Source organism: Variovorax sp. VRV01, assembly GCF_014852545.1.
In the GTDB taxonomy this organism is placed as follows: Bacteria; Pseudomonadota; Gammaproteobacteria; order Burkholderiales; family Burkholderiaceae_C; genus Variovorax; species Variovorax beijingensis_A.
In genome coordinates, this window is the sequence record NZ_JACVBS010000004.1 from 345,350 (window position 1) to 364,736 (window position 19,387).

Here is a 19,387-nt window from a genome sequence, read left to right on the forward strand (position 1 = left end):
ACTTCGTTCCGTCGTCAACGCTGCATTGCAGCCATCAAGGAAGAAGGAAACCATGACCCTCAAGCTCAGCGACAAGATCGCCCTCGTCACCGGCGGCACCAGCGGCATCGGCCTTGCCACCGCGCAACGCTTCGTGGCCGAAGGCGCCCACGTGTTCATCACCGGCCGCCGCCAGGCCGAGCTCGACGCAGCCGTCAAAACCATCGGCCGCAACGTGACCGGCGTGCTCGGCGACGTGTCGAAGACCGCCGATCTCGATCGGCTCTATGCCGCCATCAAGGAACAAAAGGGCCGACTCGACGTGCTCTTCGCGAACGCAGGCGGCGGCAGCCTGCTGCCGCTGGGCCAGATCACCGAAGAGCATTTCGACAAGATCTTTGGCACCAATGTGCGCGGCCTGCTCTTTACCGTGCAGAAGGCGTTGCCGCTGATGCCGAAGGGCGCGTCGATCGTCCTCAACGCATCGATCACCAGCATCAAGGGCACGCCCGCCTTCAGCGTCTACAGTGCGACCAAGGCGGCGGTGCGCAGCTTCGCGCGCAGCTGGGCGGTGGACCTGAAGGATGCCGGCATCCGAGTCAACGCGGTCAGTCCCGGCGTGGTGCCTACCCCGGCCTACGACCTGCTGGGCCTCACGGCGGAACAGGTGAAAGGCTTCATCGAGGGACAGGCGCAGAACATTCCACTTGGCCGGGTAGGCACGCCCGACGAGATCGCCAAGGCCGTGGTATTCCTGGCCTCCGACGACAGCAGCTTCGTGCACGGAGCGGAGCTCTTCGTCGACGGAGGCATGGCGCAAATATAGGCACGCCCCGCCCCAGGCTCACGAACCGAGCACTCCGGTTCAGCGCTTCTTGACGGAAACCAGCTCGACCTCGAAGTTGAGCGTGGCATTCGGCGGAATCACGCCGCCTGCGCCGCGCGAGCCATAGGCGATGGCCGGCGGGCAGGTCAGCTTGGCCTTGCCGCCCGGCTTCATCTTCTGCACGCCTTCGGTCCAGCAGGGGATCACGCCGTTGAGCGGAAACTCGGTCGGCTCGCCGCGGCTGTAGGAGCTGTCGAATTCCTTGCCGCTGTCGGGAAAGGTGCCGCGGTAGTGCACCTTGACCACGTCGGTGGCGGCGGGCGATGCACCGGTGCCTTCCTTCAGCGACTGGTAGACCAGGCCGCTCGGCGTGGTGACGGGTGCCGACTGCGCCCAGGCGGAGGACACCGCGCACAGAGAAACCAGGACGGCACAGAAGACAGACAAGGAAGAAGAGGAAGACTTCACTGAACACCTCGGGAGATTGGAAAGGCACGATTATGGCCAGCGGTGGAACGGGCCTTGCTTTGCCGGATACGCACTGTCAACATCCGCAAAAGGAGGAAGCCCCATGCAGTCCACCGCAGTCACGCCGGCCGCAGCCGCTGTTCCCGCAGGCACCGGCCACCTGAAGAAGGTCCTCGGCCCCGTCCAGCTCTGGGGCATCGCCGTGGGCCTGGTCATCTCGGGCGAGTACTTTGGCTGGAGCTATGGCTGGAACACCGCCGGCACGCTCGGCTTCCTGGTGGCCACGGTGCTGGTGGCCACGATGTACACCACCTTCATCTTCAGCTTCACCGAGCTCTCCACCGCCATCCCGCATGCGGGTGGCCCCTTTGCCTATGCGCGGCGCGCCTTCGGTCCGACCGGCGGCTTCGTGGCGGGCTTTGCCACGCTGATCGAGTTCGTCTTTGCGCCGCCGGCCATCGCGCTGGCCATCGGCGCCTACCTCAACGTGCAGTTCCCGGGCATCAACCCCAAGTGGTTCGCGCTGGGCGCGTACGTGATCTTCATCGCGCTCAACTGGATCGGCATCGGCATTGCGGCGGCCTTCGAGCTGTTCGTGACGGTGCTCGCGATCGTCGAGCTGCTGGTGTTCATGGGCGTGGTCACGCCGGGCTGGACCATGGCCAACTTCGTTGCCAACGGCTGGGCCGGCGGCAGCGTGCTCAACGGCGCGGCCATCTCGGGCATCTTCGCGTCGATACCGTTCGCGATCTGGTTCTTCCTGGCCATCGAGGGCGCGGCCATGGCCGCCGAGGAAGCGCGCGATCCGCACCGCACCATTCCCATCGCCTACACCACGGGCATCGTCACGCTGGTGGTGCTGGCCTTCGGCGTGATGATCTTCGCCGGCGGCGTGGGCGACTGGCGCAAGCTCGCCAACATCAACGACCCACTGCCGCAGGCCATGAAGGCGGTGGTGGGCGACAACAGCGGCTGGCTGCACATGCTGGTGTGGATCGGCCTCTTCGGCCTGATCGCCTCGTTCCACGGAATCATCATGGGCTATTCGCGCCAGATCTTCGCGCTGGCGCGCGCGGGCTACCTGCCGCGCTACTTCGCGGGCCTGAGCCCGCGCTTCGACACGCCGCACCGCGCGCTGCTGGCGGGCGGCGTGATCGGCGTGGTCGCCATCTTCAGCGACGAGTGGGTGCAGTTCGGCGGCCAGACGCTCACGGCCAACATCGTGACCATGGCCGTGCTCGGCGCCATCGTGATGTACCTGATCTCGATGGCCGCGCTCTTCAAGCTGCGCCGCAGCGAGCCCGGCCTGCTGCGCACCTACCGCGCGCCCTTCTATCCGGTGTTTCCGGCGATTGCGCTCGGGCTCGGGGTGGTCTGCCTGGGTGCCATGGTCTGGTTCAACGCCATGCTCACGCTGCTGTTCGTGGTGCTGATGGCCCTGGCCTACGGCTACTTCCTGCTGACCTCGGCGCAGCGCAAGGCGGCGGCGCCCGACGAGATGCTTTCCTCAACGCGCACTCTGTGAAGAGGAAGGAAAGATGCGCTACCGCACCACCATCGCCGGCCAGGTCTTCGCCTTCGACGACCTGAAGCAGGTCATGGCCGTGGCCAGCCCGGCGCGCTCGGGCGACTACCTGGCGGAAATCGGCGCGGCCACCGCGCAGCAGCGCATGGCGGCGCGCCACGTGCTGGCCGAAACGCCGCTCAGGCAGTTCCTGAGCGAAGCGCTGATTCCCTACGAGAGCGACAACATCACGCGTCTCATCATCGACACCCATGATGCGCAGGCCTTTGCGCCGGTGGCCCACCTCACGGTCGGCGACTTCCGCAACTGGCTGCTTTCGGAGCAGGCCACCACCGACGCGCTGACGGCACTGGCACCGGGCCTCACGCCCGAGATGGTGGCAGCCGTGTCCAAGCTCATGCGCAACCAGGACCTGGTGTCGGTCGCCAAAAAATGCAGCGTGGTCACGCGCTTCCGCGACACCATCGGCCTGCCCGGCCACCTGGCCGTGCGCCTGCAGCCCAACCACCCGACCGACGATCTGCGCGGCGTGGCGGCCTCCACGCTCGACGGGCTGCTCTACGGCGCGGGCGACGCGGTGATCGGCCTCAACCCGGTGTCCGACAGCATGCAGGTACTCGGCCGCCTGCTGCACATGCTCGACGAGGTGATCCAGCGCTTCGAGATCCCCACCCAGAGCTGTGTGCTCACGCACGTGACCAACACGCTCAAGCTCGCGGAGGCCGGCGCGCCGGTGGACCTGGTGTTCCAGTCGATCGCGGGCACCGAGAAGGCGAACCTGTCCTTCGGCGTGACGCCCGAGCTGCTGGACGAAGCCTATGCCGCGGCACTGGCACTGAACCGGGGCACGGTCGGCAACAACGTGATGTATTTCGAGACCGGCCAGGGCAGCGCGCTGTCGGCCAATGCCAACTTCGGCGTCGACCAGCAGACCTGCGAGGTGCGCGCCTATGCGCTGGCGCGGCGCTACAAGCCGCTGCTCATCAACACGGTGGTCGGCTTCATCGGGCCTGAATACCTGTACGACGGCAAGCAGATCATCCGCGCCGGCCTCGAAGACCATTGCTGCGGCAAGCTGCTGGGCCTGCCCATCGGCTGCGACATCTGCTACACCAACCATGCCGAGGCCGACCAGGACGACATGGACAACCTGCTGGTGCTGCTGGGCACCGCGGGCATCAACTTCATCATGGGCATTCCGGGCGCCGACGACGTGATGCTCAACTACCAGAGCACCTCGTTCCACGACGCGCTGTTCCTGCGCCAGACGCTGGGCCTGAAGCGTGCCCCTGAGTTCGAGGCCTGGCTGCAGCGCATGCAGATCACCGATGCCGCGGGACAACTCGCGCCGCCTTCGGCCAACCGCCTGCTGGCGGACATGAGCGGGCTCGCCGCGCTTGGGTCATGAGCAAGGACGCCGTCACGCCGAATCCCTGGGCGCAATGGCGTTCGGCCACCCCCGCGCGCCTCGCGCTGGGCCGCGCCGGCGCCGGCATGCCGACCGACGAGACGCTGCGCTTCGGCTGGGCCCATGCGATGGCGCGCGATGCGATCCATGCGGCGCTCGACGTCGATGCACTCGAAGCCACGCTGCAACAACAGCATTGGCAGGTGATGCGGGTACGCAGCCGCGCCGAAGACCGCACCACCTACCTGCGCCGCCCCGACCTCGGCCGCCAGCTCGACCCCGCGGATGCGCAGCGCCTGCGAACCGCCGCGACAAGCGATTGCGATGTGTGCCTCGTCGTCGGCGACGGCCTTTCCTCGCTCGCCGTGGCGCGCCATGCCGCGCCGCTGCTGGCCGCGCTGCGCGCGCAGCTGCCGCCCGAGACGCGCTTCTCTCCCGTGGTCATCGCCACCCAGGCGCGCGTGGCGCTGGCCGACGAGGTCGGCGAGCTGTTCGGCGCCGCGCTCTCGGTGATGCTGATCGGCGAGCGCCCGGGGCTCAGTTCGCCGGACAGCCTCGGCATCTACCTGACCCATTCGCCCAAGCGCGGCCGCCACGACGCCGAGCGCAACTGCATCTCGAACGTGCGCCCCGAAGGCCTGCCCTGCGAAGCCGCCGCGTTCAAGCTGGCATGGCTGATGCGTGAGGCGTTACGCCGGGGGCTGACCGGCGTCGGGCTCAAGGACGAGAGCGATCTCGCGGTGCTCGAATCACGCCAGGCGACACCGCTGCCGCGCTGAGCGCCAAGCCCCTTGCCAAATTGTCACGAGCGTTCCGTACGCTCGCGGCCTGGTTCATCCCTGCACAAGTACAAGGTCAAAAACAATGCAACGCCGACTCGTCCTTCTCACCCCCCTGGCCGCGGCGCTCGTCGCCACCGGCTGCGCCAGCGTGCCTTCCCAGCGCCTGAACACCGGCCACTGGGACGCCTTCAACCGGGCGCAGATCGAAGGCCTGATCGCCAGCCTCGGCAAGTCGAGCCCGGGCTACAACGCGGCCAGGCCGCCCTATGTGGTTTTCGACTGGGACAACACCAGCGTGTTCCTCGACATCGAGGAAGCCTCGCTGATCTACCAGCTCGAGAACCTGGTCTTCGGCGCCACGCCCGCGCAGCTCGAGGTGGCGCTGCGCAAGAACATCCCGAAGAAGGACTTTCTTCCCGCCTACAACAATGCGGCCGGCCAGCCGGTCAACATCGACCGCGTGGTGCCCGACATCGTGGCCAGCTACACCTGGCTCTACCAGAACTACAGCGGCCTCAAGGGCAGCCAGCCGCTGGCCGCGGTGAAGCTGAGCCCGCACTACATCGCCTTCACCACCAAGGTGCGCTTTCTCTACGAAGCCATCGGCGACACCTTCGACCACGACACCGCCTACCCCTGGGTCACCTACCTCTTCGCCGGCATGACCGAAGCCCAGGTGCGCAAGCTCACGGCCGCCACCGTGGCCTGGCAGCTGAAGGAGCCCGTGGCCAAGGTGAAATGGACCTCGCCGGCCGCGCTGCCGGGCCAGGCCGGCGTGGTCTCGGTCAGCTGGAAGAACGGCCTGCGGCTGCAGCCCGAGATGCAGGAGCTGTATGCCGCGTTCCGCAACGCAGGCTTCGACGTGTGGGTGTGCTCGGCCTCCTTCGTCGACGTGATCAAGGAGATTTCCTCGAACCCCGCCTTCGGCTACAACAACCCGCCCGAGCGCGTGCTGGCAATGGAGCTGGAGCGCGACGCCAACGGCGTGATCCAGCCCGAGTACCGCCACGGCTACGACCAGACCCAGGGCCCCGGCAAGACCAAGAACATCCAGCGCTTCCTGGTCAGCAAGTACGGCTACGGCCCGAGCTTCATTGCCGGCGACAGCGAGGGCGACCAGAACATGATGGCCGACTTCGCCGACACGAAGAAGGTGCTGATCGTGAACCGCCTGCGCGACCCCAAGACCGACATCGGCAAGTTCTCGGCCATGGCGGTGCAGAACTACGGCAAGCCCGACACGCGCTACCTGCTGCAGGGCCGCGACGACAACACCGGCCAGTGGGTGGCTTCACAGCTGCACACGCCGCTCGGCGCAACCCAGGGCAAGGCACTGAAATAAGGCTCATCCCCAGGCTTCGCGCACTTCGTGTCGCTTCTCCCTCCCCCTCACCGGGGGCAACACCAGCGGCCCGGCGAAGCCGGCTCCGCGGTGTTCCTGGCATTGGCTGCGCCAGTCGCGTGGGCCGCGGGTCATACGTCATCGTAGTAAAAACTATGATGGCCCATCGAGACAACCCGCACCGGAGACGACATGGCCACAGACCGCTACCCCCTCGCCGAGCTGAAAGACCTGCCGGAAGACATCCGCACCGCGATCCTCGCGGTGCAGGAAAAGGCCGGCTTCGTGCCCAACGTGTTCCTCGCGCTGGCGCGCCGCCCGGCCGAGTGGCGCGCCTTCTTCGCCTACCACGACGCGCTGATGCTGAAGGAGGAAGGTTCGCTCACCAAGGGCGACCGCGAGATGATCGTCACCACCACCAGCGCGGCCAACCGGTGCCTCTACTGCGTGGTGGCGCACGGCGCGCTGCTGCGCATCTACGAGAAGAAGCCGCTGGTGGCCGACCAGGTGGCGGTGAACTACCGCAAGGCCGACATCACGCCGCGCCAGCGCGCCATGCTCGACTTTGCGATGAAGGTCTGCGAACGCTCACACGAAGTCGAGGACGCGGATTTCACCGCGCTGCACGCCCACGGCTTCGACGACGAGGACATCTGGGACATCGCCGCCATCACCGCCTTCTTCGGCCTGAGCAACCGCCTCGCGAGCTTCAGCGGCATGCAGCCGAACACCGAGTTCTTCCTGATGGGGCGGCTGCCGCGCGAGAAGAAATAGACCGCGCGGGGGTCAGGCCTTGCCCCGGCAGGACGCGAGCGCGTCCAGCGCGGGCTTGTAGGTGGGGTTGCTCACGTCCATCAGCCCCAGCACCGTGTGGTAGAGGTTGTCGTGCGTGAGCGGCGTGTCGAGCCCCGCCTCCATGCACGCGCGCGACAGCTTGCGGCGCTCGCTCATGCCGGCACCGAACCAGGTGACCATCGGCACGTGCTTCTGCGCCTCGGGTGCGAAGCTGTAGGGCACGCCATGCAGGAACAGGCCGTATTCGCCGAGCGACTCGCCATGGTCGCTCACGTAGAGCAAGGCCGGGTCGTACTGGCTCGACTGCGCCTTGAGCCAGTCGATGGTCTGGCCCAGGAAATGGTCGGTCTGCGCGATCGAGTTGTCGTAGACGTTCTGCAGCTCCGCGTGGCCGCACTCGGCCAGCGCATTGGTCTTGCACTCGGGCAGGTAGCGCTTGACCTCCGGCGCCGAGCGCTTGTAGTAGGCCGGCCCGTGGCTGCCCATCTGGTGCATGACCAGCACCACGCCCTTCGCGCGGCGCTCGGCGGGCAGCGCGGCAATGCGCGCGTCCAGGCCTTTGAGCATGACGTCGTCCAGGCATTCCTCGCCGTCGCACAGCGCGCTCTTCTGCGCGGGCGAGAGGCTGTCGAAAGCCGAGGCATTGGGAATGCGCGTGCACACGTCCTTGCAGCCGGCCTGGTTGTCCAGCCACAGCACCGCCAGTCCGGCGGCCTGCAGCACGTCGACCAGGTTCTCGTAGTCGTCGCTGCGCGACTCGTAGCCCTGCTTGCCGAGCGGCGAGAACATGCACGGCACCGAGGCGAGCGTGTTGGTGCCGCACGAATGCACGTCGCGATAGCTCAGTACACCGCGCGCCGCCAGCTCTGGCGTGGTGTTGCGTGCATAGCCGTTGAGGCCGAAGTGGTCGGCCCGCGCCGTCTCGCCCACCACCAGCACGAACATCGGCGGCCGCGCCTGGCCCGCGTAGCTCGCGCCCAGCGCCGTTCCGGCCGTGATGGGAATCAGCTTGCGGCTGCGCTTGAACATCGGCCTGATGACCACCGAGCCGGCCGAGTAGAGGCTCGCGACCGGGTTCATCATGTAGCGCAGGTGGACGTTGTTGCGCATCAGCGGCGCGAGCTGCCGGTTCATCGAGACCGCAGCCACCAGCGCCACCACCACCGAAAGCAGCAGCAGCGCCGCGTTGCGCCAGAGCTTGGAGACGAAGCGCATCGGCACGATGCGCGCGCGCCAGAGCGCCAGCGCCGGCAGCAGTGCCACCAGCAGCACGTGGTAGGCCATGCGCCAGCTCATGAGGTCGCGCGCCTCGTTCGGGTCGGTCTGCAGCACGTTGGCGATCATGGTCGGGTCCATCACCACGCGGTACTCGAGCATGTAGTGCTGCACGAACGCGGCCAGCAGCACCACCGCGAACCACAAGGGCTTCATCCAGCGCGACCAGGCCGTGAAGGACAGCAGCGCGACCGTGGCGCACACCATGAGCACCGCCATGGCGGCGCTCGTGGGCAGGTAGGTGCTGGGTGCGCCGCCGATGCGCGCCAGTTCGTTCCAGAGCGGCCAGTTGGCGGCCAGGGCAAGGTAGATGGCGAGCCAGACGACCACGCTCTGCGCCGAGCGTGGCCGCGCCAGCCAGAGGTCGATGTGCGCCCAGAGCGCACGTGCGGGCGCCAGGAAGGAAGCGCCGGACGCCGGCACGCCCACGTCCCGCCCCGGCGTGGGCTCGATTCTTGAAAATGACATCTACCGACTGTAAGAAGCGCAACTGAAGCCAGCCTGAATTGCGCGTTCAGCCGGCGTTCAGGTTCGCGCCCGCCTCGCCCTCAAGCGGGGCCGCATGAAGGCCCTGAGCGCCAGGTTCAGCGGCCGGCTCAGGCCGCGCTCCACCACGATCGACATCAGGGCGGCGAGCATCGCCCCCACGACCACGTCGAGCGGAAAGTGCAGTCCGAGGAACACGCGGCTCCATCCGACCACCGCGGCCACCGCCAGCGCGGCCAGCATGGGCGCGCGCCACGGCAGGCACCACAGCGAAAACGCCGCAGCGAAGGTGCAGGCGGCATGCAGGCTCGGAAAGCCCGGCCGCGCGCCTTGCGGCGCCCACTGGATTCCCAGGCCGTAGAAGGCGGGCCGCTGGAACGGCATGGCCGAGCGGAACACGTTCACGAAGATCCAGACCGCCAGCACGCTGACCAGCGCGGTGAAGCAGGCATAGCGCAGGCGGCGGTCGATCACCGCCGCACCGATGATCGCGGTGGCCAGCAAGGCCGGCAGCACGTCGGAGGCAAAGCGCGCGAAATGGATGCTCCACGCCGGTGCCGCGGCACTGGCGTTGATCAGCGCGAACAGGGCGGCATCAAGGGCCTGCATGCAGCACAGCAGGTTCGGCTGCGGCCAACCGCAAAGCGCGGGGTGCGGCGGCCAGGTCGATGGCAAAGCCCACCACCCAGCAGATCCAGGCGGTCCAGAGCGTGTGGCTCATGTAGTGGGCCCCCCGCAGTTGCTGCGACAGGCCGAGCAGCAGCCCCGCGGCCAGCGACGCGCAGAGCCAGAGGATGGCGGCGCGCGGCGATACCCGGCGCAGCACGAAATAGCCGCCCACATAGGCGAAGGCCGCTGAAGCGTGGCCCGCCGGGAAGCACCCGCCCGCGCCGCCGTCATAGACCTTCCATGCCCAGTGCGACACATGGCTGGCCGCGCCGCCGAATTCCTTCAGGTCCCAGGGGCAGCTCGTGTGGCTCGCATGCTTGAGCAGGCTGATGGCCACAACCGAGAGCAGCACGGTGAATGCCAGCTGCGCCCGGGCGCGAACCGGCAGCTGCCGCAGGACGCCGAGCGGCCAGCGGATGGCGGCGAACAGCGCGATCACGAACAGCCAGCTCAGGTCCTTCGCGCCCTCGTGCATCACATGCACCAGGAAGGCGTTGTCGCGCCACGGAAAGCCCACGGGGGTGCCCGCCAGGCGGGCCAGCGCGAGATCGCCTCCGGTGGCGTCCCACGCCAGCAGCAGGACCAATGCAAGGAAGGTCAGTGCTCCCAGGCGAAGATTCGAGGGATTTGGATGATTGGGGACACGCGTCATGAGAACAGAGGAAACCAGCAAGCCTGAAAACCCCCAGAGCCTACGTTCGTGGCCTGAACCGAGCCTGAAGCGGCCCTGAACGGAAACTGACGCCGCCCGGCCCCGCGACAGTCGGCGCTAGACTGCGTTTTTTTTGAAAGACCCCATCGCGTGCGCATATTGCTCGTCGAAGATGACAGTGCGTTGGCAGACGCCGTCTGCAGCTACCTGGTTGCGAAGGCATTCGTGGTCGACGTGGCGTCCAGCCTCGCCGAGGCACGCGGCGCCCTGCTCTCGGTGCAGTACGCCGCCGTGCTGCTCGACCTGCACCTGGGCGACGGCGACGGCCTGTCGCTGCTGCCCCAGGTGCGCGCGCTGCGCGAGCCACCCATCGTCATCGTGCTGACGGCGCGCGACCAGGTCACCGACCGCATCCGCGGGCTCGACGCCGGCGCCGACGACTACCTCATCAAGCCCTACGACCCGGCCGAACTGCTGGCCCGGCTGCGCGCGGTGGAGCGGCGGCGCAGCGCCGGCAGCTCGCCAGTGCTGCGCCTGGGAACACTGGAGATCGACCTGGCGCAGGACAGGGTCCGCAAGGACGGCAACCCGGTCGTCCTCACGCAGAAGGAATGGGCCCTGCTGCGCGTGATGGCCACGCGGCCCGAGCGCATCCACACGCGCGAGAACCTGGCCGACGCGCTCTACGGCTTCGGCGACGAGGCCGACAGCAACACGCTCGAAGTGTTCATCAGCCGCCTGCGGCGCAAGCTGGGCAAGAACCACATCCAGACGCTGCGCGGCCTGGGCTACCGGTTGTCGACCTCGTCGGGCGACGACGAATGACCGCGGCACGCCCGAAGGACGACCGCGACACGCTGGCCGGCCGCCTGACGCGCACACTGATCCTCTGGGTCGGCGGCGTGTGGATGCTCTGCGTGCTGGCCGTGGTCTGGTACGTGGACCGCGAGATCAACCACAACTTCGACAACGAACTGGTCGAGGTCTCGCACCGCATGTTCGACATGGCGCTGCAAGAGCTCGGCAAGCTGCAGCATTCGGGCGCCACGCCGGACGCGCCAATGATCGCGCCCAAGCAATTGTTCTCGGAAGACGCTGTGATGTACCAGGTGGTGGACATCCACGAGCACGTGCTGCTGCGCTCGGCCGAGGCGCCCACCGATGCCTTCGACGTGCCGCTGGCCGCGGGCTTCGCCAACAACCAGACCTGGCGCATCTATACGGTGCGGCATCCCACGCTGGGCCTTTACTTCCAGGTGGCCGATCCGCTTGACGAGCGGCGCTCGGCGCTGAACCGCACGCTGTTCGGGCTGATCATTCCGCTGGGTGCCGTGCTGCCGCTGCTGGCGCTGGTGCTGCGCAGGGTGGCCCGCAACGAGCTGCGCGTGCTGCAGCAGCTCGCAGGCGAGATCGAGAAGCGCAGCGGCTCCGACCTGCGCCCCATCACGCTGCCCGGCCTGCCGTACGAGCTGCGCGCGGTCGGCGACCACGTCAACAGCCTGCTGGAACGCCTGTCGCACTCGCTGGACGTCGAGCGCGCGCTGGCCGCCAACGCGGCGCACGAGCTGCGAACACCGCTGGCCGCCGCACGGCTGCGGCTGCAGACCGCGCTCGAGCACGACCTGCAGCGCAACGACGTGCAGGCGGCGCTCGATGCGCTGCAGATGCTCAGCCACCGCACCGAGAAGCTGCTGCAGCTCTCGCGCGCGGAATCGGCCGCCTCGCTCGCTCGCGCACGGGTCGACCTGGTGCAGCTGGCCGGTGCCGTGGCGCAGGACTTCTGGAACGACCCGCAGATCAGCGAGCGGCTCGCGCTCAAGGTGCCCGACGACGCCGCGCCGGTCGCCTCGGGTGACGTCGACGCGCTGGCGATCGCGCTGCGCAACCTGGTGGAAAACGCGCTGCGCTACGGCGGCAGCGGCCGCGTGGTGATCGAGGTGATGGCGCCCTGCACGCTCGCAGTGCGCGACTTCGGCGCGGGCGTCAGCGCCGCGCAGCTCGCCACGCTGCAGCAGCGCCATGTGCGCCACAGCTCCGATCGCGCGGGCTACGGACTGGGGCTGTCGATCGTGGGCACGATCGTCGAGAAGCACGGCGCCAGGCTCGAACTGGCATCGCCCCCGCCCGGCGCCGCCCATGGCTTCGAGGCGCGCATCGTGCTGCGGCCGGCCTAGCGGCCAGGCCTACTCGCTCACCACCGCGCGCAGCCAGTCGGGCAAGGGCAGCGCCTTCTGCTTCGGAAAGTCGACCCAGATCGTGGTGGCCCCGCCGGCCGCGCAGATCACCTCGGGCGCCTCGGCGCGCGCCATGGTGGCCCAGCTCTCGAAGGTGGTGCGTGCCGGATCGCTCACGTACATCTTGAGCAGCACGTCGCCGGGATATTCGATCTGGCGGTAGAAATTGCAGAAGGCGTTGACGATCACCATGCCTTCGCCGCCCGGCGCGGGCTCGATGCCGAGCGAGCGGATCCAGTCGATGCGCGCAGTTTCGAGGTAGCGGAAGTAGGTGCCGTTGTTGAGGTGGCCCATGGCGTCCATGTCGCCCCAGCGGATGGGGATGGACATCTCGAACACGAACTTTTTCTTCTCGGGGATTTCGATTCTCATCGGTGGGCTTTGATGGAGAGGATCAGAGCGCGAACCCGTCGTCGGCCGCAATGACCGCGCCGTTCACGAAGTGGCTCTGGCCACTGGCCAGCAGCACGATCAGCCCATCGAGGTCTTCGGGCTTGCCCACGCGCTTGCGCGGCAGCATGTTCACGAGCTTGGCGCCGCCCTCGGAGGCCCAGTGGTCCTCGTTGAGCTCGGTCGTGATGTAGCCCGGGCACAGCGCATTCACGTTGATGCCGAAGCGGCCCCATTCGAGCGCCATGGCCTTGGTCATCTGAACCACCGCCGCCTTGCTCATGCAGTAGGTGCCGATCTGCGGCAGCACCTTGAGCGCCGCCACCGAGGCGATGTTGATGATGCGCCCGCCGATGTAGGTGCCGGGCGCCGAACCGTCGGCGCGTGCCAGCATGCGCTTGCCCACTTCCTGCGCGACGAAGAAGGAGCCCTTCACGTTGGTGTCGAAGATGTAGTCGTAGTCGTCGGGCTTGACGTCCTGCAGGCGCTGGGTGGTGCTCACGCCCGAGTTGTTGACCAGGATGTCGATGGGGCCGACCTCGGTTTCGGCGCGCGCCACGGCGGCCTTGATGCTGCCGATGTCGGTGACGTCGAGCTCGACCGCATGCGCGTCGCCGCCCTCGCCCTCGATGCGGGCGCGCAGCTCCTTCAGTTTCTCGAGCCGGCGGCTCGCGAGCACGACTGCGGCGCCGGCGCGCGCCAGCGTCTTGGCAAACTGTGCGCCCAGTCCGCTGGAAGCGCCGGTGACGAAGGCCACGCGGCCCGAAAGATCGATGCTGTAAGCCATGAAAGGGGGTCCTGTTGAGCCGTTGCCGAGTCGCCGAGGCGACGCCCGGCACTCCACATAAAATGTTTCGCGCCCTCGAGGCGTCCGAGCCTCAAATCATTATCGACGAGACCCACATGACCCACGACGAAATCCTCGCCCAGTTCGGCCCCCGCGAATCCATGGAATATGACGTGGTCGTCGTCGGCGGCGGCCCGGCCGGCCTCTCGACCGCCATCCGGCTCAAGCAGTTGGCCGCCCATCATGAAAAGGAAATCTCGGTGGTGGTGCTCGAAAAGGGCTCCGAGCCCGGCGCGCACATCCTCTCGGGCGCCATCATGGACCCGCGCGCGCTCAACGAGCTGCTGCCCGACTGGAAGGAACTGGGCGCCCCGCTCAACCAGCCCGTCACCGACGACGCCATGGTGTTCCTCGGCGAGAAGTCGGGCCTGCGCACGCCCAACCTCTTCCTGCCGGCCTGCTTCCAGAACCACGGCAACTACATCATCAGCCTGGGCGCCTTCACCAAGTGGCTCGCGCAGCAGGCCGAGAACATGGGGGTGGAGATCTTCCCGGGCTTCCCGGCGGCCGAGGTGCTCTACAACGAGAACGGCTCGGTGCGCGGCGTGGCCACCGGCAACATGGGCGTGGGCAAGGACGGCGAACCCACCGAGAACTTCCAGCTCGGCATGGAGCTGCTGGGCAAGTACACGGTGTTTGCCGAAGGCGCGCGCGGCCACCTGGGCCGCCAGCTGATCGCCAGATTCAAGCTCGACGAGGGCAAGGATCCGCAGACCTACGGCCTGGGCGTGAAGGAAGTGTGGGAGATCGACCCCAAGCGCCACCAGCCCGGCTTCGTGCTGCACACCGCCGGCTGGCCGATGAAGAGCGACACCTACGGCGGCGCCTTCCTCTACCACATGGAAGACAACAAGGTCACCATGGGCTTCATCACCGGCCTGGACTACAGCAACCCCTACCTGAGCCCGTTCGAGGAAATGCAGCGCTGGAAGCTGCACCCCAACATCCGCTGGTACCTCGAAGGCGACGAGGCCCAGGGCATCAAGCCCGCCAAGCGCATCGGCTACGGCGCGCGCGCCATCACGGCCGGCGGCCTGATGTCGCTGCCCAAGACGGTGTTCCCGGGCGGCGCGCTGGTCGGCTGCGAGGCCGGCTACCTCAACGTGAGCCGCATCAAGGGCAGCCACGCCGCCATCAAGACCGGCATGCTGGCCGCCGAAGCCGCCTTCGACGCGGTGCAGGCCGGCCGCCAGCACGACGAGCTCACGGCCTACCCGGCCGCCTTCGAGAAGAGCTGGCTCTACACCGAGCTGAACAAGGCGCGCAACTTCAAGGCCTGGTTCAAGAAGGGGCTGGGCATTGCCACCTTCATGAACGGCATCGAGCAGTGGCTGTTGAAGGGTCATATTCCATGGACCCTGCACCGCCACAAGCCCGACCACCTGTACCTCAAGCCCGCGGCGGAGTGCAAGCCCATCGCCTATCCCAAGCCGGACGGCAAGCTGACCTTCGACCGCCTCTCGAGCGTGTTCATCAGCAACACCAACCACGAGGAGCAGCAGCCGGCGCACCTGACGCTCAAGGACGCGTCGGTGCCGGTGAACATCAACCTCTCGAAGTTCGCGGGCCCCGAAAGCCGCTACTGCCCGGCCGGCGTGTACGAGTTCGTGCCCGACGAGGCCAGCGCGGGCAAGCAGCGCCTGCAGATCAACGCGCAGAACTGCGTGCACTGCAAGACCTGCGACATCAAGGACCCGACGCAGAACATCGTGTGGGTCACGCCTGAAGGGGGCGGCGGGCCGAATTACGTGGGGATGTGAGGCTTCTCTACCTTCTTGGAAGCCCTCTTCGGAGGGCTTTTTGCTTTTTGTTGGTTGTTGTGCGCTCTTGTTCGGGGTGCGTGCACAGGCCACGGCGCCGGTGTACCGCTGATCAACGACCGCTGCGCATAACGCTCCCGTCGGTGGGGTGCCTTGCGCAGCGAAATCAAGGGGGAGGCCGCAGGCCGGAGGACATTCGCGGAGCAAGGTACCCCGTCGGCGGGAGCGCACCCCCGCCGACAGAACGCACAGTTCAGCGCCCAGCTTCGCCCCACCCTCCCCCACCGGGTGTCTCGATCACGAACACGTCCCCCGGTGCCATCTGCACCTGTCCGATGTGATCCAACGTCTCGACCGTCCCATCGGCCCGTTCGACACGGTTGATGCCCACCGCACCAGCCTCCCCACCCGCACCGCCGAAGGCACCGTAGAGCCGGCCATTGCTGAGGATCGATGCCGTCATCGGCGCCAGGAAGCGCACGCGCCGCACGCCGCCGTCGCCGCCACGCCAGCGGCCCGCCCCACCCGAGCCGGTGCGCAGGCGGTAGCTGTCCAGGCGCACCGGGTAGCGGAATTCGAGCACCTCGGGGTCGGTCAGGCGCGAGTTGGTCATGTGGGTCTGCACCACGCTCGTGCCATCGAAGCCCGGGCCCGCGCCGGAGCCGCCCGAGATGGTTTCGTAGTACTGGTGCTCGCCGTCGCCGAAGGTGAAGTTGTTCATGGTGCACTGGCTCGCGGCCATCACGCCCAGCGCGCCGTAGAGCGCATTGGTCACGCAGCTCGAGGTTTCGACGTTGCCCGCCACCACCGCGGCCGGCGGCAGCGGATTGAGCATGCAGCCGTCCGGCACGATCACCTCGATGGGCTTGAGGCAGCCCGCGTTGAGCGGGATGTCGTCGTCCACCAGCGTGCGGAACACGTACAGCACGGCCGCCATGGTGATGGCCCGCGGCGCATTGAAGTTGTTGGGCAGCTGCGCGCTGGTGCCGGTGAAGTCGACCGTGGCCGAGCGCGCGACGGCATCGACCGTGACCCGCACGCGGATCTGCGCGCCGTTGTCCAGCGGCAGCGTGAACTCGCCGTTCCTCAGCGCCGTGATGACGCGGCGCACCGATTCCTCGGCGTTGTCCTGCACGTGGGCCATGTAGGCGGCCACGGTCTCGCGGCCGAACTGCGCGACCATGGCCTGCAGCTCCTGCACGCCCTTCTCGTTGGCGGCGATCTGCGCGCGCAGGTCGGCCAGGTTCTGCTCGATATTGCGTGAGGGATGCGCGCCGCTGGCCAGCAGCGCGCGCAGCTCGGCCTCGCGCAGGCGGCCGCCCTCCACCAGCTTGAAGTTGTCGATCAGCACGCCCTCGTCGCCGATGGTGGCGGAGAACGGCGGCATCGAGCCCGGCGTGATGCCGCCCACGTCGGCATGGTGGCCGCGCGACGCCACGTAGAACGAGGGCCGCGCATCGCTCGCTCCCAGGTACACCGGCGTGACCACCGTGATGTCGGGCAGGTGCGTGCCGCCGTGGTAGGGGTCGTTCAGCACGAAGACGTCGCCCGGCTTCATGCCGGGGTTGCCGTCGATCACCGTCTTGATCGACTCGCTCATCGAGCCCAGGTGCACCGGCATGTGCGGCGCATTGGCGATCAGCTTGCCCTGCACGTCGAACAACGCGCAGGAGAAGTCGAGCCGTTCCTTGATGTTCACCGAGTAGGCCGTGTTCTGCAGCCGCAGGCCCATCTGCTCGGCAATGTTCATGAAGAGGTTGTTGAACACCTCGAGCATCACCGGATCGGCGCTGGTGCCCAGGGCCTGCGCGGCCACGCGCGGGCGCACGCGGTGCAGCTCGATGCCGGCCGCGGTGGCGCGCGCCTGCCAGCCGGGCTCGATCACCGTGGTGGCATTGCGGCCCGCGAGGATGGCGGGACCGTCGATGGAGGCGCCGGGCTTGAGCGCCGCCTCGTCGAACAGCGCGGCGTCGCGCCAGCCCGCGGCTTCTTCGTCGGCCTCGCAGTACATGCGCACGGCCGCCAGCGGCTCCGGTGCATGCGAGGCCGCTTCGGCCTGCGCGGCCGGCGCCGCGGCGCGCTCGCCGGCGCCCACGGCTTCGACCGTCACGGCTTCGATCACGAGCGCCCGTTCGGCCATCAGGAAGGCGAAGCGGCGGCGATAGCCGGCTTCGAACTCTTCGCGCATCGCGGCAATCGCCTCGCCGGCCGAACCCGCCATGGGCAGCGCGCAGGCCAGCGCGGTGTCGGTGCCCTCGTAGCGCAGCTGCACGCGGTGCACCGTGGCAATGGCTGCATCGGCCACGCCCTGCTCGCGCAGTTCTCCTTTGGCCTGCGCCGCCAGCGAACCCGCCGCCTCGCGCGCCGCCGCCAGGCCTTGCGCATCGAGCCGGCGTTCCAGCGCGAGTTCGCGCATCGCGAGCTGGTCGGCCAGCCCCATGCCGAAGGCCGAGAGCACGCCCGCCAGCGGATGCAGGTAGACGCTGCGCATGCCCAGCGCATCGGCCACCAGGCAGGCGTGCTGGCCGCCGGCGCCGCCGAAGCACTGCAGCGTGTACTGCGTGACGTCGTAGCCGCGCGCCACCGAGATGCGCTTGATGGCGTTGGCCATGCTGGCCACGGCGATGCGCAGCGCGCCGCTCGCCACTTCCTCGGCGCTCACGGTGCGGCCCGTGGCTTCCGACATGCGGCGCGCCATGGCGTCGAAGCCGCGCCGCGCGGCCGCCAGGTCGAGCGGTTCATCGGCGTTGGGCCCGAACACACGCGGAAAGTGCGAAGGCTGGATCTTGCCGAGCAGCACGTTCGCATCGGTGGTGGTGAGCGGACCGCCGCGCCGGTAGCTGGCCGGCCCGGGGTTCGCGCCGGCCGACTCCGGCCCCACGCGCAGCCGCGCGCCGTCGAAGGCGATGACCGAGCCGCCGCCCGCGGCCACGGTGTGGATGCTCATCATCGGCGCGCGCATGCGCACGCCGGCCACCTGGGTTTCGAAGGAGCGCTCGAACTCGCCGGCGTAATGCGAGACGTCGGTGGAAGTGCCGCCCATGTCGAAACCGATCACGCGCGGATGGCCGGCATCGATCGCGGTGCGCACCATGCCGACGATGCCGCCCGCCGGGCCCGAGAGGATCGCGTCCTTGCCCTGGAAGCGGTCGGCCTGCGTGAGCCCGCCCGAGCTCTGCATGAAGAACAGCGGCACGCCAGGCATCTGGCGCGACACCTGCTCCACGTAGCGCCGCAGGATCGGGCTCAGGTAGGCGTCGACCACCGTGGTGTCGCCGCGCGGCACCAGCTTCATGAGCGGGCTTGTCTTGTGCGAGACCGACACCTGCGTGAAGCCGATGGCGCGCGCGATGCGCTCGGCCGCCAGCTCGTGCGCGGTGTGGCGCCAGCCGTGCATGAAGACGATGGCGCAGGCGCGCAGGCCGGCATCGAAGGCCTCCTGCAGTTCGGCGCCCAATGCATCCTCGTCGAGAGGCTGCACGACGCCGCCCTGCGCATCCATGCGCTCGCCGGCCTCGATCACGCGCTCGTAGAGCAGCTCCGGCAGCACGATGCGGCGGTCGAACAGCCGCGGACGCGCCTGCGTGGCGATGCGCAGCGCATCGCGAAAGCCCGCCGTGGTGACCAGCACCGTGGGCTCGCCGTTGCGCTCCAGCAGTGCGTTGGTGGCCACCGTGGTGCCCATCTTCACGCACTCGACGCGCTCGGGGGTCACGGCCTCGGCGGGCGCGAGCTTCAGCAGGCGGCGGATGCCTTCGACGGCGGCGTCCTTGTACTGCTCGGGGTTCTCGGACAGCAGCTTGAGCGTGTGCAGGCCGCCCTCGGGGTCGCGGCCGACCAGGTCGGTGAAGGTGCCGCCGCGGTCGATCCAGAACTGCCAGCGGGACGGGAGAAGGGAATGCGTGGTCATGGGAAAGGAAGAGTCTTCGCAAAAAAGGAATGGCGGTCC

Annotated in this window: 16 protein-coding genes; 9 read left to right on the plus strand and 7 right to left on the minus strand. The window is 68.1% G+C overall.

Translation table 11 applies throughout. The features are described from left to right. Positions 1–52 precede the first annotated feature (52 nt). Positions 53–805 carry a glucose 1-dehydrogenase gene (locus tag IB278_RS09950; protein ID WP_145744684.1) on the plus strand — a complete coding sequence of 251 codons (753 nt, stop codon included), beginning with the start codon at positions 53–55 and terminating at the stop codon, positions 803–805. 39 nt (positions 806–844) lie between these two features. On the opposite strand, the gene IB278_RS09955 is transcribed toward IB278_RS09950, so the two are convergent. Beyond that, a complete protein-coding gene (locus IB278_RS09955; protein WP_370878910.1) occupies positions 845–1,222 on the minus strand; it encodes an FKBP-type peptidyl-prolyl cis-trans isomerase in 378 nt (125 codons plus the stop codon). Between the two features lie 154 nt (positions 1,223–1,376). Between IB278_RS09955 and eat the strand changes: the two genes are divergently transcribed. The 5 genes from eat (at position 1,377) to IB278_RS09980 (ending at position 7,104) form a co-directional block, all read left to right on the plus strand. Then, positions 1,377–2,798 (plus strand): ethanolamine permease, encoded by a 1,422-nt coding sequence (gene eat / locus IB278_RS09960; RefSeq protein ID WP_192323328.1) that lies wholly within the window; start codon positions 1,377–1,379, stop codon positions 2,796–2,798. Positions 2,799–2,811: 13 nt separating this feature from the next. Further along, positions 2,812–4,206 (plus strand): ethanolamine ammonia-lyase subunit EutB, encoded by a 1,395-nt coding sequence (locus tag IB278_RS09965; RefSeq protein WP_192323329.1) that lies wholly within the window; start codon positions 2,812–2,814, stop codon positions 4,204–4,206. After that, a complete protein-coding gene (gene eutC / locus IB278_RS09970) occupies positions 4,203–4,985 on the plus strand; it encodes an ethanolamine ammonia-lyase subunit EutC (RefSeq protein ID WP_192323330.1) in 783 nt (260 codons plus the stop codon). Before IB278_RS09965 ends, eutC begins: the two co-directional genes overlap by 4 nt. A gap of 85 nt (positions 4,986–5,070) precedes the next feature. Then, positions 5,071–6,330 (plus strand): HAD family hydrolase, encoded by a 1,260-nt coding sequence (locus IB278_RS09975; protein ID WP_145744676.1) that lies wholly within the window; start codon positions 5,071–5,073, stop codon positions 6,328–6,330. Between the two features lie 192 nt (positions 6,331–6,522). Then, positions 6,523–7,104 (plus strand): peroxidase-related enzyme, encoded by a 582-nt coding sequence (locus IB278_RS09980; protein WP_192323331.1) that lies wholly within the window; start codon positions 6,523–6,525, stop codon positions 7,102–7,104. Between the two features lie 12 nt (positions 7,105–7,116). Here the strand turns inward: IB278_RS09980 and IB278_RS09985 are convergent, their stop codons facing one another. Genes IB278_RS09985 through IB278_RS09995 form a run of 3 tightly spaced genes read right to left on the minus strand, consistent with a single transcriptional unit; the run spans position 7,117 to position 10,207 of the window. Continuing rightward, the gene (locus IB278_RS09985) at positions 7,117–8,868 is read right to left on the minus strand and encodes a phosphoethanolamine transferase (RefSeq protein ID WP_192323332.1); all 1,752 of its coding nucleotides are present in this window, start codon (positions 8,866–8,868) and stop codon (positions 7,117–7,119) included. Positions 8,869–8,925: 57 nt separating this feature from the next. After that, a complete protein-coding gene (locus tag IB278_RS09990) occupies positions 8,926–9,495 on the minus strand; it encodes a phosphatase PAP2 family protein (RefSeq protein WP_145744670.1) in 570 nt (189 codons plus the stop codon). After that, positions 9,482–10,207 carry a phosphatase PAP2 family protein gene (locus IB278_RS09995; protein ID WP_145744669.1) on the minus strand — a complete coding sequence of 242 codons (726 nt, stop codon included), beginning with the start codon at positions 10,205–10,207 and terminating at the stop codon, positions 9,482–9,484. Before IB278_RS09995 ends, IB278_RS09990 begins: the two co-directional genes overlap by 14 nt. Positions 10,208–10,357: 150 nt before the next feature. Between IB278_RS09995 and IB278_RS10000 the strand changes: the two genes are divergently transcribed. Together IB278_RS10000 and IB278_RS10005 are read left to right on the plus strand one after the other, a co-directional pair. Beyond that, the gene (locus IB278_RS10000) at positions 10,358–11,032 is read left to right on the plus strand and encodes a response regulator transcription factor (protein ID WP_145744667.1); all 675 of its coding nucleotides are present in this window, start codon (positions 10,358–10,360) and stop codon (positions 11,030–11,032) included. Then, positions 11,029–12,381 (plus strand): sensor histidine kinase, encoded by a 1,353-nt coding sequence (locus tag IB278_RS10005; RefSeq protein ID WP_145744666.1) that lies wholly within the window; start codon positions 11,029–11,031, stop codon positions 12,379–12,381. The genes IB278_RS10000 and IB278_RS10005 overlap by 4 nt, the downstream gene beginning before the upstream one ends. A gap of 9 nt (positions 12,382–12,390) precedes the next feature. On the opposite strand, the gene IB278_RS10010 is transcribed toward IB278_RS10005, so the two are convergent. After that, complete coding sequence (locus IB278_RS10010) at positions 12,391–12,813, minus strand: acyl-CoA thioesterase (protein ID WP_012748385.1); 423 nt, start codon at positions 12,811–12,813, stop codon at positions 12,391–12,393. Positions 12,814–12,835: 22 nt separating this feature from the next. Continuing rightward, on the minus strand, positions 12,836–13,618 hold the full coding sequence (locus IB278_RS10015; protein WP_145744662.1) for an SDR family oxidoreductase: 783 nt from the start codon (positions 13,616–13,618) through the stop codon (positions 12,836–12,838). A 116-nt stretch (positions 13,619–13,734) separates the two neighbouring features. Here IB278_RS10015 and IB278_RS10020 point away from each other — a divergent pair, with 116 nt between their 5' ends. Continuing rightward, entirely contained in the window at positions 13,735–15,438 is a 1,704-nt protein-coding gene (locus IB278_RS10020) for an electron transfer flavoprotein-ubiquinone oxidoreductase (RefSeq protein WP_145744660.1), read from the plus strand. Positions 15,439–15,691: 253 nt separating this feature from the next. Here the strand turns inward: IB278_RS10020 and IB278_RS10025 are convergent, their stop codons facing one another. Continuing rightward, a complete protein-coding gene (locus tag IB278_RS10025) occupies positions 15,692–19,348 on the minus strand; it encodes a hydantoinase B/oxoprolinase family protein (RefSeq protein ID WP_192323333.1) in 3,657 nt (1,218 codons plus the stop codon). Positions 19,349–19,387 lie beyond the last annotated feature (39 nt).